Origin of the sequence: Pseudomonas sp. o96-267 (assembly GCF_003935465.1) — a bacterium.
GTDB classification, from domain to species: Bacteria; Pseudomonadota; Gammaproteobacteria; order Pseudomonadales; family Pseudomonadaceae; genus Aquipseudomonas; species Aquipseudomonas sediminis.
Map to the genome: position 1 here is coordinate 46,916 of NZ_RHQP01000006.1, position 15,117 is coordinate 62,032.

The window sequence follows — 15,117 nt, forward strand, 5'->3', positions numbered from 1 at the left end:
GGTTTCTTCAGCTGTGAGGTGGGGGGGGTTGGGGGGGGTGGGTTGTGTGTTCATTTGGGGGGGGGGGGGGGGGGGGGTGGTTTTGGCGGGTTTTTGTGGGGGGGGGGTGGCCCCCACCCCCCCCCCTCCCACGGATTACATACGGAACACCCCGAAACGGGTCGGTTCGATCGGCGCGTTGAGGCTGGCGGACAGGGCCAGGGCCAGCACCTCGCGGGTCTGTGCTGGATCGATCACACCGTCGTCCCACAGCCTGGCGCTGGAATAGAAGGCGTGCGCCTGCTGCTCGTACTGCTCGACGATGGGCTGCTTCAAACGCTGCTCGTCTTCGTCGGAATACGGCTGGCCGGCACGCTGCGCCTGCTCGCGCTTGACCTGTACCAGCACGCCAGCGGCCTGCTGCGCGCCCATCACGCCGATGCGCGCGTTGGGCCACATCCACAGAAAGCGCGGGTCATAGGCGCGGCCGCACATGCCGTAGTTACCGGCGCCGAAGCTGCCGCCAATGATCACGGTGAATTTCGGCACCTGGGCGCAGGCCACGGCGGTGACCAGTTTGGCGCCATGCTTGGCGATGCCGCCTTCTTCGTACTTCTTGCCCACCATGAAGCCGGTGATGTTCTGCAAAAACAGCAGCGGGATGCCGCGCTGGCAGGCCAGTTCGACGAAGTGCGCACCTTTCTGTGCGGCTTCAGCAAACAAGATGCCGTTGTTCGCCAGGATCGCCACCGGGTAGCCATTGATGCGGGCGAAACCGCAGACCAGGGTGGTGCCGAACAGTGCCTTGAATTCATCCAGTTGCGAGTCGTCGACGATACGCGCGATCACCTCGCGTACATCGAAGGGCTGTTTGGCATCGGCCGGGATCACCCCGTACAACTCCTCGGCCGGGTAGCGCGGGGCGATGGGTGCGCGGCTGTCGAGCTGGCCGAGCTTGCGCCAGTTGAGGTTGGCGATGCAGCGGCGGGCCAGGGCCAGGGCGTGTTCGTCATCCTCGGCATAGTGATCGGCCACGCCGCTGGTCTTGCAGTGCACATCGGCGCCGCCCAATTCCTCGGCGGTCACCACTTCGCCGGTAGCGGCCTTCACCAGCGGCGGGCCGGCGAGGAAGATGGTGGCCTGTTCGCGCACCATGATGGTCTCGTCACTCATGGCCGGCACATAGGCGCCACCGGCGGTGCAGGAACCCATCACCACGGCGATCTGCGGAATGCCCAGCGCGCTCATGTTGGCCTGGTTGAAGAAGATCCGACCGAAGTGTTCACGATCCGGGAACACCTCGTCCTGGCGCGGCAGGTTGGCGCCGCCGGAGTCCACCAGGTAGATGCACGGCAGGCGGTTTTCGCGGGCGATGGCCTGGGCGCGCAGGTGCTTCTTCACCGTCAGCGGGTAGTAGGAGCCGCCTTTAACCGTGGCGTCGTTGGCCACGATCATGCACTCGACGCCTTCGACGCGGCCGATGCCAGCGATCACTCCAGCGGCCGGTACGTCTTCTCCGTACACCTCATGGGCGGCGAGCTGGCCGATCTCGAGGAAGGGCGAGCCGGCATCGAGCAGGCGGTTGATGCGTTCGCGCGGCCGCAATTTGCCGCGCGAGGTGTGGCGCTCCTGCGCCGTGGCGCCGCCACCTTCGTGGACGCGGGCGAGCAGGGCGCGCAGTTCGTCCACCTGGGCGAGCATGGCCGCCTGGTTGGTGGCGAACTCGGGGGAGCGGGTGTTGATCTGGGTATGCAGGATGGGCATGGCGGACTCCGTCCGGGCTGCAGGCTTCAAGCCACAGGCGGCAGGCAAGGCTTGAAGCCTGTGGCCTGCCGCCTGTAGCCGCTGTTATTTCGTTTCGTTGAACAGCTCGCGGCCGATCAGCATGCGGCGGATTTCGCTGGTGCCGGCGCCGATCTCGTAGAGCTTGGCGTCGCGCAGCAGGCGGCCGGCCGGGTATTCATTGGTGTAGCCGTTGCCGCCGAGCAACTGGATGGTGTCGAGCGCCATCTTGGTGGCCATCTCAGCGGTGTAGAGGATCACCGCAGCGGCGTCCTTGCGCGATTCCTCGCCGCGATCACAGGCCTTGGCGACGTTGTACAGGTAGGACTTGGAGGCGTTCATGCCGGCGTACATATCGGCCAGCTTGCCCTGTACCAGCTGGAATTCGCCGATGGACTGCTTGAACTGCTGGCGCTCGTGCACGTAGGGCAGCACCACGTCCATACAGACGCTCATGATCCCGGTTGGGCCGCCGGAAAGCACGGTGCGCTCGTAGTCCAGGCCGCTCATCAGCACGCGCACGCCACCGCCTTCGACGCCGAGGATATTCTCTTCCGGCACCTCACAATCCTCGAACACCAGTTCGCAGGTGTTGGAGCCGCGCATGCCCAGCTTGTCCAGCTTCTGGTGGCGGGAGAAACCCTTGAAGTCGCGCTCGACGATAAAGGCGGTCATGCCGCGCGAGCCGGCGTTTATGTCGGTCTTGGCGTAGATCACGTAGGTGTGGGCGTCCGGGCCGTTGGTGATCCACATCTTGTTGCCGTTGAGCACGTAGTGGTCGCCGCGTTTTTCCGCGCGCAGCTTCATCGACACCACGTCGGAGCCGGCGTTGGGCTCGCTCATGGCCAGGGCGCCGATGTGCTCCCCGGAGCACAGCTTGGGCAAGTATTTCTGCTTCTGCGCCTCGCTGCCGTTCTTGTGTATCTGGTTGACGCACAGGTTCGAATGCGCGCCGTAGGACAGGCCGACCGAGGCCGAGGCGCGGCTGATTTCTTCCATGGCCAGCACATGCGCCAGGTAGCCCATGTCGGTGCCGCCGTACTCTTCCTTGACTGTCATGCCGAGCAGGCCCATGTCACCGAACTTGCGCCACATGTCCATGGGGAATTCGTTGTCACGGTCGATCTGCGCGGCGCGCGGCGCCAGCTCGTTCTGGGCGAACTGATGGACCGTGTCGCGCAGCATGTCGAGGGTTTCGCCGAGGCCGAAATTGAGGGTGGGGTAGCTCATGGGTCACCTATTGTTTTCGTCGTAGGGTGCGTCATGCGCACCGGGTCGGATTCAGTGGTGCGCGCCGCGCACCCTAGGCTTGCGTCTCTGCCAAGGCGGCCAGGCAGCGTTCCTCGGCGGTATCCAGTTCCAGCTGCATCTGCTGGATATCCAGCAACTGCTGTTCAAGCTGCAGACGGCGTTCGGCGATCTTGCCCATGAAGGTCTCCAGCTGCTTGCGGCTGCCGGTTTCCGGGTCGTACAGCTCGATCAGCTCGCGGCATTCGGCCAGCGAGAAGCCGATGCGCTTGCCGCGCAGGATGAGTTTCAGTGTCACCTTGTCCTTGGCGCTGTAGATGCGCTCCTGGCCGCGCCGCTCCGGGGCGAGCATGCCTTGCTCCTCATAGAAGCGGATGGCGCGTGTGGTGATGTCGAGCTCGCGGGCCAGATCGGAGATGGAGTAGGTGGTTGCCATGGTCATTGCTCGTTTACCTTTACGTTAACGTAAACCTGTGCAAATCTGCCTGTCAATCTCACTCCACAACAATCACAGAGGTTGAGCATGCGTATCGACGAATCCGTATTCCTGATCAGCGGCGGCGCCTCTGGTCTTGGCCTGGCCACGGCCCGCGAACTGGTCGGGCAGGGCGGCAAGGTGGTGCTGCTGGATATCAACGCAGAAGCAGGCCAGCAGGCCCTTGCCGAACTGGGCGCCAACGCCCGTTTCGTGCGTGCCGATATCACTCGCGAAGAGGATGGTCGCGCTGCAGTGGCGCAGGTTCTGGAGGCTTTCGGTGCTCTGCACGGGTTGGTCAATTGCGCCGGCGTGGCGCCAGCCGAGAAGGTGTTGGGTCGCAACGGTGCACATGGCCTGGACAGTTTCCGCCGCACTGTCGAGGTCAACCTGATCGGCAGCTTCAACCTGTTGCGCCTGGCTGCCGAGGCCATGGCGCAGAACGCGCCGAACGCCGGCGGCGAGCGTGGGGTCATCATCAATACCGCCGCGGTGGCGGCGTTCGACGGGCAGACGGGGCAGGCCGCCTATGCCGCCTCCAAGGGTGGCGTCGCGGCACTGACGCTGCCGGCGGCGCGTGATCTGGCGCGCTCCGGCATCCGCGTGATGTGCATTGCGCCGGGTGTGTTCGAGACGCCGATGATGGCCGGTATGCCGCAGGAGGTGCGTGATTCGCTGGCGGCCAACGTGCCGTTCCCGCCACGCCTGGGGCGGCCCGACGAATACGCCGCGCTGGTGCGGCATATCGTCGAGAACACCATGCTCAATGGTGAGGTGATCCGCCTTGATGGCGCGCTGCGCATGGCGGCTAAGTAGCGGGTTCTAGCTTTTGTGGAAGCGGTTTCAGCCGCTAAATAAATGACGCAGCCTTCGCGGCTGAAGCCGCTCCTACCGCCAGAACATTGCCCGGACGCGCTCCGGGAATAACGCAGATCAGAAGGTGAAACTCATGAAACAGCAACTCGACCCCGTCGTCATCGTCAGTGCAGTACGCACGCCCATGGGCGGCTTTCTTGGTGATCTGGCCGGCCTTACGGCGGCCGAGCTGGGCGCCGCTGCCATCCGCTCGACCCTAGAGCGTGCCGGGCTCGCGGCTGAGGCAGTGGACACGGTACTGATGGGCTGCGTGCTGCAGGCCGGCCAGGGCCAGGCACCCGCACGCCAGGCGGCGTTGGGCGCAGGGCTGAGCCAGAGCGCTCAATGCACCACGCTGAACAAGATGTGCGGCTCCGGTATGCAGGCACTGATGCTTGGTCACGACCAGTTGCTCGCCGGCAGCGCCGATGTGCTGGTGGCAGGCGGCATGGAGAGCATGTCCAACGCGCCCTACCTCCTGGCGCGTGCCCGCAGTGGCTATCGCATGGGGCATGGCCAGGTGCTCGACCATATGTTCCTCGACGGTCTGGAGGACGCCTACGAGCGTGGTCGGTTGATGGGCACCTTCGCCGAGGATTGTGCGCAGCAGTATCGCTTCAGTCGTGAGGAGCAGGATGCCTATGCCCTGGAGTCGCTGCGTCGCGCCCAGCAGGCGATAACGGATGGCAGTTTCGCCAGCGAGATCGTTGCCGTGGAGGCGCCGCAGGGGCGTGAACGGCGTCAGGTCGGCACCGATGAGCAGCCGCCCAAGGCTCGCCCGGACAAGATTCCCGGCCTGAAGCCGGCGTTTCGCGAGGGCGGTACGGTGACGGCGGCCAATGCCAGTTCCATCTCCGATGGCGCTGCCGCGTTGCTGTTGATGCGCCTGTCCGAGGTCCAGGAGCGCGGTCTGAAACCGCTGGCGCGCATCGTCGGTCATGCCGGCCACGCGCAGGCGCCGAATCTGTTCACTACCGCTCCGGTGGCGGCGATCCAGCGTCTGCTGGCGCGTATCGAATGGCCACTGGAGACGGTCGATCTGTTCGAGATCAACGAGGCCTTCGCTGTGGTGCCCATGGTGGCCATGCGCGAGCTGGGCATCGACCACGCCAAGCTCAATGTAAACGGCGGCGCGTGCGCCTTGGGCCATCCCATTGGCGCATCTGGCGCGCGCATCTTGGTGACCCTGTTGGCAGCGTTGCAGCAGCGTGATCTAAAGCGCGGCCTGGCCTCCGTGTGCATTGGCGGCGGTGAGGCCACTGCCGTGGCCATCGAGTTGTATTGACTACCTACACACTTTACTTGTGGGAGGGGCTTTAGCCGCGACATTCGCCGCTGAAGCGCCTCCCACGGACTGATTGAATCGCACTACCGGAGCCAGCCATGCTGCCCAACGAAGAAGACATCCTTATCCGTGACATGGCCCGCCAGTTCGCTCAGGAGCGGCTGAAACCCTTCGCCGCCGACTGGGACCGCGAGCATCGTTTCCCGGCCGAGGCCATCGCCGAGATGGGCCAACTGGGCTTTATGGGCATGCTGGTGCCGCAGCAATGGGGCGGCGCCGAGACCGGGCACCTGGCCTACGCCATGGCGCTGGAGGAGATCGCCGCCGGTGATGGGGCCTGTTCCACCATCATGAGTGTTCACAACTCGGTGGGTTGCATGCCGATCCTCAAATACGGCAGTGATGCGCAGAAACAGCGCTTTCTCCGCCCGCTGGCCGAGGGCAACATGCTCGGCGCCTTCGCCCTGACCGAGCCGCAGGCCGGCTCCGATGCCAGCGACCTGCGCACCCGCGCGCGACGCGAGGGCGATCACTATGTGCTCAATGGTGCCAAGCAGTTCATCACCTCCGGTAGCCACGCCGGCATAGTGATCGTCTTCGCCGTTACCGACCCGCAGGCGGGCAAGAAAGGTATCAGCGCCTTTATCGTGCCGACCGATACACCTGGATTCTCGGTAGTGCGCGTGGAGGACAAGCTCGGTCAGCATGCCACCGACACCTGCCAACTGCAGCTCGACGAGGTGCGCATTCCGGCCGACCTGCGTCTCGGCGAGGAGGGTGAGGGCTATCGTATAGCCCTGGCCAACCTCGAAGGCGGACGCATCGGCATCGCCGCGCAATCAGTGGGCATGGCGCGAGCTGCCTTCGAGGCCGCGCGTGATTACGCCCACGAGCGGGTGACCTTCGGCAAGCCGATCATCGAACATCAGGCGGTGGCGTTTCGCCTCGCTGATATGGCCACGCAGATCGCCGTCGCACGGCAGATGGTGCATTACGCTGCCAGCCTGCGCGAAGCTGGGCAGCCGTGCCTGACCGAGGCGTCGATGGCCAAGCTGTTCGCTTCGGAGATGGCCGAGCGGGTGTGCTCGGCGGCGATCCAGACTCTGGGTGGCTACGGCTACCTCAAGGACTTCCCGGTCGAGCGCATCTACCGTGACGTGCGCGTGTGCCAGATCTACGAAGGCACCAGCGACGTACAGCGGATGGTGATTGCACGCAGTTTGTAAGGCTGGAGTGTGGGAGGGGCTTTAGCCGCGACTTGTGAGCTAAGAGCTCGCCGCTAAAGCGCCTCCCACAAGGTGCTTCGGCTGATGATCTCCCTCTCCCCCAGCTCCTCTCCCACAAGTGAGAGAGGGGCGCTGGCTCGTACCTTTATGGGGCGTAGTGCCAGGATGGTGTGTGTCACACCCGAAGGGATCACGCTTTATCGAGCGGCCAGGGACGCCGATCAATTGAACTGGTACTGCACACCCGCGCCGACATACCAGGCGCGCTCCGGGCCGGGTTCGTAGTAGCGGCCGTTGCTGTCGCCGACGATCACCGAGCCGATGTACTCGCGATCCAGCAGATTGTCGATGCGCAGCACCTGGTTGAAGGTCATTGCACCAACTTTTTGTTCGAAGCGTGCCTGCCAGTTGAACAGCGCGTAGCTGGGCGCAGTCTTGGCTGTGTTGCTGTCTTCGACATACAACTGGCTGCGGTACAGGCCTTCGATGGCGGTGCTGAACCAGTCCAGCGGTTGCCAGGCCAGCTCGCCAAGCAGCGTGCGCGCGGGAATGCCTGGCAGGCGATTGCCCGACTCGATCAATCGACCGTTGCTGGTGAAGTTCTTGCTATAGGTGGCGTCGATCTGTGTATAGGCGAGGTTGGCTCGCAAGGTGTCGCTCAGGCGGCTTTCCAGGGCCAGCTCGACGCCGCGGCGGCGAGTCTGGGCGGCGTTCTGGAAGCGTGATCGGCCTCCGCTGGCTGATTCGACTACCAGCTCGTTGTCGGTATCAATCTGGAACAGCGCCAGCTGCAGGCTGGTGGCCTCGGCCAGGCGCGCCTTGAGGCCGACTTCTACCTGCTCGCTGGTGGCCGGTTGCAGGTCGAAGCCGAAGCTGTTGTCAGGGCCGGAGTAGGACAACTCGTTCAGCGTCGGCGTCTCCACGCCCTTGCCCCAGCTGGCGTAGACATTCAGGCCTGGCAACAGGGCGTAACTGGCGCCCAGGGTCGGCGTCAGTTCGCGGTAGGTCACCGAGCCACTATCGTCGCCATTGCTCAGGAAACGGTCGTTCACTTCAAATTCCACCTGACTGTGGCGCAGGCCGGCCTGCAGCTCTAGCTTGCCCAGTTGCCAAGCAGCCTGGACGTAGGGCGACAGGCTGGTGACCTCGTTGCGCTCGTCGCGGCGCAAGTTGCCTTTTACGCCCTGGGTGCTGCCGACGAAGTTTTCAAAACCCTGGCGGTCGTCTCGCGAATAGTCGTAATCCAGGCCGGTGGTGACGGTCAGCAGGCTGCTGCCCAGGTCGAACGACTGAATCCAGCGGTTGCCGATGCCGTGAAAGCGGCGCTCGAAGTCGATCACGCCCCCGCCCTGGCGGGCAGGCGTTTGCGCACCGACTGGAATCGACTGGTACTGAATCACCCGTCGCGTACCGCTATATAGCGTGCTTTGCCAAGTGCCGGCGGCAAAGCTGCGCTCGTAGTTGAGCGCGAACTGACGATGATCGACGGTCTTGCGTGTATCGAACTCCAGTGCGCTGGGCGCGGCGCTGCGGCGGTCGCTCTTCACCTGAGCCCAGGTCAACCCTTGCGGGTCTTGCGTGTCGTTCTGATCCAGCTCGCTGAAGCTCAAACTGAGCTTGCTGAAATCGTCCGGGTACAGAGTCAGCTTGGCGAAGGTCTTGTCGAGGATGGCACCGCTATGGTCGCGGTAGCCGTCTGTCTCGAAGTGCGAGCGGTTGATGATGAAACCAGCCTTGTCGTTGCCACCTTCGGCTGCGACGCGGGTGCGACTGGTGCCGTAGGCGGCTTGCGAGGTGTCGAGTGACAGTTTGGGTGGACCTTCGCCATCACGCGAGAACAACTGGATGACCCCGCCAGAATTGCTGCCGTAAACGCTGGCGAAGGGGCCGCGCAGCACCTCGATACGTTCCAGGGTGTCGAGGTCGAAGGTCGCGGCCTGGCCTTGACCGTCGGGGTTGGACAGCGGCACACCGTCAGCCAGCAGCTTGATACCGCGAATGCCGAAGGCCGAGCGGGCGCCGAAGCCGCGCGAGGATATCTGCAGGTCCTGCGCATAGTTCTGCCGGTTCTGCACCACCAGCCCCGGCACGCTGCCGAGCGCCTCGGACAGGTTGACGCCTGGTTTGCCGAGGGTGGCCTGTTCGGCATCGATGCGGTTGACGGAGAAGGGCAGTTGCCAGCCACTGGCCTGATAGCGGCTGCCGGTGACCACTAGCGGGTCGGCGTGGTAGGTGGCGTTTTCGGCCTGTGCAGTGAGTGACAAGAATAATGGGGGCAGCCAGAAGCAGGGGCTCAGCCGATACATAAGCGAAATGTCTCTCTTGGGGCCGGTAGGCGATCTTGAACGTGTCAGCCAGCAGCGGGCCATAGCTGGACGATCATCATTAATGAAAATGCTCTACGAAATGTTGCCAGGGGAGGGTTGTCGAACGATTTGGATAGCGCTAACATTTAGCTCAAACAATGAGCGGTACCACCTTGATGGTGCCCATGGAGTTCCCATGCAACAGCAGCCTCCCGCACTGCCTGCCCGTACCACCCTGGTGGTCATGGGTGTCAGTGGCTCCGGCAAGAGCGAGATCAGCCAGGCAGTCGCCACTGCCCTTGGTTGGCGTCATATCGAAGCCGATCATTTCCACCCCCCTGAGAACGTAGAGCGCATGCGCGCGGGCACCCCGCTGAGCGACGAAGACCGTCGCCACTGGCTGGATGCACTGTGCGAGCAGATGCTGGCCGCGCAGGCCGCCGGTGAGTGCTTCGTGCTGGCCTGCTCGGCGCTCAAGCGCGCTTACCGCGAGCGCTTGCGTCGGGCGATTCCGGGATTGCAGTTCGTGCACCTGGATATCGATCACGCGACCGCTGTGCAGCGCGTGGGTGCTCGGCCTGGACATTTCATGCCGACTTCGTTGGTTGACAGCCAGTTCGCCACTCTCGAAAGCCCGGCAGGTGAACCATACGTACGTGTCGTCGATGCGCAGCAGTCGCGGCAAACGTTGGTGGCCGAGATCCAGGCCTGGGTACGTCGCGAGGCGGCGGAGGCCGTGTCGAGCCAGGCTCAGGATATGCTCGACAGCGAAATTGATAGCGCTAACCAAGCGGCTCAGCTAGGTGCCGAACCGATCTATGAAGGTCGCGTTGCGCGCCTGTTCGATCGCCTGACAGATGGAATGATGGCGGTGCTGATGGCCTTCATGGTGGTGGCGGTGTTCACCAACGTGGTGCTGCGCTACGCATTCGGCACGGGTTGGCCTGGCGCAGAAGAGTTGTCGCGCCTGGCCTTCGTCTGGTTGGTATTCGTCGGCGTGGCCTCTGGCATGCGGCGGGGCGAGCTGATGACATTCCGTATGATTCGCGACCGCTTCCCACTGCTGGCGCAACGGCTGGTGGATTCACTGAGCTGGATTCTCGTGGCAGGAGCGAGCTTGCTCTCGGCCTTGGGCGCCTGGAATCAGGTGCAGTTCGGCTGGGGCAACGTCAGTACGGTGGTTGGTTACCCAGTGGTGCTGGCGATGCTGCCGGTGCTGGCGAGCATGCTGGTGCTGGCGATTCTCGCCGGGGTGCAGTTGATCACCCTCTGGCGGCGTACGCCGCAGCCGGCCCTGAGCCAGGCGCACGTCGAATGATGCTGGCTCCATTCCAACAAGACGGGCACTGCCCACCGAGGACCTGCCGATGACTGTCGCGGTATTTCTTTCTTCCCTGCTGGGGTTCATGGCATTCGGCATGCCCATCGCCTTTGCCCTGATCCTTACCGCGGCCGTACTGATGTGGTACCTGGATTTCTGGGACGTGCAGCTGCTGGCGCAGAACCTGCTGGCCGGCGCTGACAGTTTCCCGCTGCTGGCGGTACCTTTCTTCATCCTGGCCGGCGAGCTGATGAACGCCGGCGGTATTTCTCGCCGTATCATCGCCATGGCCCAGGCCTACTTTGGCCACCTGCGTGGAGGCCTCGGTTACGTTGTCATCGCGGCTGCCGTGCTGCTGGCCAGCATGTCCGGTTCGGCACTGGCCGATACTGCGGCGCTGGCCACCTTGCTGTTGCCGATGATGCGCCAGCGTGGTTATCCGGTGCATTCCTCGGCAGGCCTGGTAGCCGCTGGCGGCATCATCGCGCCGATCATTCCGCCGTCGATGCCGTTCGTGATTTATGGTGTGGTCACTAACACCTCCATCAGCCAGCTGTTCATGGCGGGGCTGGTGCCGGGGCTGATCATGGGTGCAGGCCTGATCGTCGCCTGGACACTGATCGCCCGCGGTTTCACCGAGCCGACGCCGCCCAAGGCCACTGCCGCCGAGCGTCGCCGTGTGCTGATCGATGGTGCCGCTGCCTTGATGTTGCCGGTGATCATCGTTGGCGGTCTGCGTTTCGGCATCTTCACCCCCACCGAAGCGGCGGTTGTCGCTGCGGTATATGCCCTGGGCGTTTCCACCTTGCTCTACCGTGAGCTGAGCTGGAGCGACCTGATGGAGACCCTGACCCGCGCTAGCCGCACCACCGCGTCGGTGATGTTCCTTTGCGCCGCTGCCACGGTATCGGCCTACATGATCACCCTGGCCCAGCTGCCGGACGAGATCGGCGCCATGCTCGGGCCACTGGCTGATCATCCAAGACTGCTGGTACTGGCGATCATGCTGTTGATGATCGCGGTAGGCATGGTGCTCGACCTGACGCCGACCATCCTGATTCTGGCACCTGTACTGGCGCCTATCGCGATCAAGGCCGGCGTCGATCCGGTGTACTTCGGCGTGATGTTCGTACTGATCGGCTCCATCGGCCTGATCACCCCGCCGGTTGGCACGGTACTCAACGTCGTCGGCGGTATCGGCAAGTTGCGCATGGAAGTGCTGGTACGCGGCGTCATGCCGTTCTTCCTTATCTATCTGATCATCGTCGCGCTGCTGGTGGCATTCCCGTCCATCGTTACCGTGCCGTTGGCCTGGTTGCGCTGAGTTGACCCAGCGGCGCTGGCGCGCCGTCATCATTCACAACAATAAGAGGTAGTTCCGATGAAACGTCCACTGCTCGCCATCCTCACTGCTGCCATGCTGTGCAGCCCGCTCGCCAGTTTCACCGTCCATGCCGATGACGTGCGTTCGCGCATGATCCGCTTCGGTTACGGCCTCAACGAGAACAGCAACCAGGGCCGTGCGGCCAAGCTGTTCGCCGAAGAGGTAGCCAAGGCTTCCGACGGCAAACTCAAGGTGCGCACTTTCGGCGCCGCCAGCCTGGGTTCCGACGACCAGATGCAGAGCGCGCTGATCGGTGGGGCGCAGGAAATGATGGTCGGTTCGACCGCGACTCTGGTGGGTATCACCAAGGAAATGGCCGTGTGGGACACGCCGTTCCTGTTCAGCAGCGCCGAGCAGGCCGATGCCGTGCTCGACGGCCCGGTGGGCCGCCAGGTCATGGACAAGCTGGAAGAGAAAGGCCTGGTCGGCTTGGTGTACTGGGAAAACGGCTTCCGTAACCTGACCAACAACAGTCGTCCGATCAGCAAGCTGGAGGACTTCTCCGGGGTCAAGTTGCGCGTGATGCCCAACCCGGTGTTTCTCGAGACCTTCAAGCTGATGGGCGCCAACGCGGTGCCGCTGCCGTTCTCCGAGCTGTTCACCGCGCTGGAGACCAAGGCCGTCGACGGCCAGGAAAACCCGTTCAACACCATCCTCTCCTCGAAGTTCTACGAGGTGCAGAAGTACCTGACCGTGACCAATCACGTGTACAGCCCGTGGATCGTCACCGTGTCCAAGCGCTGGTGGGATGGCCTGTCGCAGACCGAGCAGAACATCCTGCTGGAGGCGGCCAAGAAGGCGCGTGACTTCGAGCGCAAGGATACCCGCGAGGAGGCAGCCCGCGCCCTGGCCGAGCTGAAAGAGAAGGGTATGCAGATCAACGAAGTGGAGCCAGCCGAAGTGCAGCGCATGCGTGAGCAGGCCGCGCCGGCGATCCAGAAAGTTGTCGATACGGTCGGCCAGCAACTGTTCGATCAGGTCCAGGCTGAAGCCGAGAAGGCCGCTCTATAAGAACTTGCCCATGTTCAGGTGCGACTGACGCGCAGCCGATCGTGGGCAGGTTTGCAGTTTCGCGGGGCACGCAGGTGGTAACGCTCCTTGCATGGTGACGTTACCCCGGGCGGCGTGTCCCGCGCTTTATTCATCGGCGGGGCTGGTAGAATCGCACACTGGTAAACAATGGAGGCGCTATGACTCAACGCCGTCGCCGATCCGCCGAACGTGTCACTCTGTCCGATGTGGCCAAGGCAGCCGGCTGTTCGCTGATGTCTGCCTCGCGCGCCTTGTCGCAGCCGGGGCGGGTTTCCGATGCGCTACGCGAGCAGGTGATGCGTGCGGCCCAGTCGCTGGGCTACGTGCCCAACCCTGCCGCGCGGGCGCTGGCCAGTTCGCGTTCGAACCTTGTGGCGGTGGTGATTCCGTCGCTGTCCAACTCGGTGTTCGTCGATACCGTCGAGGCCATCCAGCGTGTGCTGATGCCGGCCGGCTTCGAGATGATGATTGGCGTCAGCCACTATCGGGTGGAGGAGGACGAGCGCCTGCTGCGCTCCTACCTGGCGCACCAGCCAGCTGGCCTCTTGCTTACGGGGTTCGAGCGCAGCGACGCGGCGCGGGAAATCCTCGGCGCCAGCAGTTGCCCGTTGGTAACGCTGATGGAGCTGAGCGAGGAGCCGGAGGACTACTGCGTCGGTTTCTCTCAGGTAGACGCTGGCGCCGCCATGACCCGTGCCCTGGTGCAGCGTGGTTACCGCCATATCGCCTTCGCCGCGGCGCAGCTCGACCCGCGGACCTTGCAGCGTGCCGAGGGCTATCGCCAGGTGATGCAGTACCTCAATCGCCACGACCCGGCGCTGGAACTGCTGACACCGCAGTTGTCATCCATCGGCCTGGGCGCCGAACTGCTCGACCGCCTGCTGGCGCAGCAGCCGCAGATCGATGCGGTGTTCTTCAACAACGACGACCTGGCCATGGGTGCGCTGTTCCGCGCCCGGCAACTGGGGTTGGATGTGCCAGGGCGTCTGGCTATCGCCGGCTTCAACGACCTGCCTGCGGCGGCCTGGATGCATCCGGCCTTGAGCACGGTGCGTACCACGCGTGGGCGTATCGGCGAGCTGGCGGCGAACATGCTGCTGGCGCTGATGCGTGGCGAAATGCCGGAACAGCACTGCATTGACGTCGGTTTCGAACTGGTGATGCGCGACAGCGCCTGACGCTACTGTTTCTTGCTGGATGCTGCCAATTGCTCGGCGGCGTCCAGGCGCAGGCGTTCACGCTCATCGAAACGTTCGGCGGCCAGGGCCTCGATTGCCGTACGTTTGTCACCCGCGCTGAGGCCTTCGCTGGCATCGATTCGCGCTTTCTCTGCGAGATAACCATCCAGGCGTTTCTGCCAGTTCTGCCGCTGGCTATCCAGCGCCTCCAGGCGCGTGGTGGCTTCGGCGCCTACCAGTTGCTGACGCATCTGGCGGATCTGAGCGGCGCTGGCGCCCTCGGCCTGCAGTCGGGCCGTGTTCTGCCGCAGTTCCTGTTGCAGTTGTGGCAATACGGCGTCCTGCAGCTCTTCCGGCAGGGAGGCGCGCAGGCGGTCGACGGCAACACCTTTTTCCTCTGCGCTCATTTTGCCGTCGTGCTGGATAGCCAGGCGTTCCAGGATGAAGCGGTTGTAGCCTTCCTCACGGGCGAAGAAGGCCAGGTGTGTCTCGTTGTCGAACAGGCGCGCGCGCAGCGCTTGCACGGCAGTTTCGCGCTGGCGCATGGCATCCAGATTGGCCATTTGCGGCAGGTCGCGCTCCAGCATCACCAGTTCTCGCTTGTAGTTCAGGTATTGCTCCAGCAGCGTCTGTGCGCGGGTTCGCGCCGGCTCCTGCAATTGGTTGTCGATGTAGCTGCGCAGGCGTGAAACGCTGGCATCCAGGCTTTCTTCGCCGACGCTGGCAAGGAAGTAATCGAAGATCCGCCGGATATCTTCGCTGATGACCAGATTGCCGGCGGCATCCACGCGAAAGCGGCCGTCGACTTCGGTGCCTACGAAGGAGCTGGGCAGAGCCAACTTGGCCGCCTTCTTCGGTCTGCCTTCGTTGGTCGGCGTTACGGCCTCTGCAGTCGACTCTGCTGCGGATGGTGTCGCCGGCGCAGCGGTAGGGGGAGGGAGTTGAGTGGGTTGGTGCCCGGGTTGCAGGTAAAGCATCAACGCCAGGCCGGCGCCGATCAGTAGAGGCAGGGCGAATAGGGCTTTCTTCACGTGTAGCTCTGGGTG

12 protein-coding genes are annotated in these 15,117 nt (G+C 63.7%); 7 read left to right on the plus strand and 5 right to left on the minus strand.

From position 1 onward, the window contains the following. Positions 1-135 precede the first annotated feature (135 nt). The 3 genes from EGJ86_RS05495 to EGJ86_RS05505 all read right to left on the minus strand — a co-directional run bounded on the left by EGJ86_RS05495 (position 136) and on the right by EGJ86_RS05505 (position 3,445). Positions 136-1,743: a carboxyl transferase domain-containing protein gene (locus tag EGJ86_RS05495; RefSeq protein WP_125834338.1), complete on the minus strand. Its 1,608-nt coding sequence runs from the start codon at positions 1,741-1,743 to the stop codon at positions 136-138. Positions 1,744-1,827: 84 nt separating this feature from the next. Beyond that, positions 1,828-2,991, minus strand: a complete 1,164-nt coding sequence (locus tag EGJ86_RS05500) for an isovaleryl-CoA dehydrogenase (RefSeq protein WP_125834339.1) — start codon at positions 2,989-2,991, stop codon at positions 1,828-1,830. A 73-nt stretch (positions 2,992-3,064) separates the two neighbouring features. Continuing rightward, the gene (locus EGJ86_RS05505) at positions 3,065-3,445 is read right to left on the minus strand and encodes a MerR family DNA-binding transcriptional regulator (protein ID WP_106740525.1); all 381 of its coding nucleotides are present in this window, start codon (positions 3,443-3,445) and stop codon (positions 3,065-3,067) included. 87 nt (positions 3,446-3,532) lie between these two features. Here EGJ86_RS05505 and EGJ86_RS05510 point away from each other — a divergent pair, with 87 nt between their 5' ends. The 3 genes from EGJ86_RS05510 to EGJ86_RS05520 all read left to right on the plus strand — a co-directional run bounded on the left by EGJ86_RS05510 (position 3,533) and on the right by EGJ86_RS05520 (position 6,850). After that, positions 3,533-4,300 carry a 3-hydroxyacyl-CoA dehydrogenase gene (locus tag EGJ86_RS05510; RefSeq protein ID WP_125834340.1) on the plus strand — a complete coding sequence of 256 codons (768 nt, stop codon included), beginning with the start codon at positions 3,533-3,535 and terminating at the stop codon, positions 4,298-4,300. A 133-nt stretch (positions 4,301-4,433) separates the two neighbouring features. Next, a complete protein-coding gene (locus EGJ86_RS05515; protein ID WP_125834341.1) occupies positions 4,434-5,624 on the plus strand; it encodes an acetyl-CoA C-acyltransferase in 1,191 nt (396 codons plus the stop codon). Positions 5,625-5,722: 98 nt separating this feature from the next. Continuing rightward, on the plus strand, positions 5,723-6,850 hold the full coding sequence (locus EGJ86_RS05520) for an acyl-CoA dehydrogenase family protein (RefSeq protein ID WP_125834342.1): 1,128 nt from the start codon (positions 5,723-5,725) through the stop codon (positions 6,848-6,850). A gap of 221 nt (positions 6,851-7,071) precedes the next feature. On the opposite strand, the gene EGJ86_RS05525 is transcribed toward EGJ86_RS05520, so the two are convergent. After that, positions 7,072-9,156: a TonB-dependent receptor gene (locus EGJ86_RS05525; protein ID WP_125834343.1), complete on the minus strand. Its 2,085-nt coding sequence runs from the start codon at positions 9,154-9,156 to the stop codon at positions 7,072-7,074. 196 nt (positions 9,157-9,352) lie between these two features. Between EGJ86_RS05525 and EGJ86_RS05530 the strand changes: the two genes are divergently transcribed. The 4 genes from EGJ86_RS05530 to EGJ86_RS05545 all read left to right on the plus strand — a co-directional run bounded on the left by EGJ86_RS05530 (position 9,353) and on the right by EGJ86_RS05545 (position 14,071). Beyond that, positions 9,353-10,474, plus strand: a complete 1,122-nt coding sequence (locus EGJ86_RS05530) for a gluconokinase, GntK/IdnK-type (protein WP_125834344.1) — start codon at positions 9,353-9,355, stop codon at positions 10,472-10,474. A gap of 49 nt (positions 10,475-10,523) precedes the next feature. Beyond that, entirely contained in the window at positions 10,524-11,801 is a 1,278-nt protein-coding gene (locus tag EGJ86_RS05535) for a TRAP transporter large permease (RefSeq protein WP_125834345.1), read from the plus strand. 57 nt (positions 11,802-11,858) lie between these two features. Then, the gene (locus EGJ86_RS05540; protein ID WP_125834346.1) at positions 11,859-12,872 is read left to right on the plus strand and encodes a TRAP transporter substrate-binding protein; all 1,014 of its coding nucleotides are present in this window, start codon (positions 11,859-11,861) and stop codon (positions 12,870-12,872) included. 179 nt (positions 12,873-13,051) lie between these two features. Then, positions 13,052-14,071, plus strand: coding sequence for a LacI family DNA-binding transcriptional regulator (locus EGJ86_RS05545; RefSeq protein ID WP_106732387.1), 1,020 nt, complete (start codon positions 13,052-13,054; stop codon positions 14,069-14,071). A 2-nt stretch (positions 14,072-14,073) separates the two neighbouring features. Here EGJ86_RS05545 and EGJ86_RS05550 read toward each other — a convergent pair whose 3' ends face one another. Beyond that, complete coding sequence (locus EGJ86_RS05550; protein WP_125834347.1) at positions 14,074-15,102, minus strand: lipase secretion chaperone; 1,029 nt, start codon at positions 15,100-15,102, stop codon at positions 14,074-14,076. Positions 15,103-15,117 lie beyond the last annotated feature (15 nt).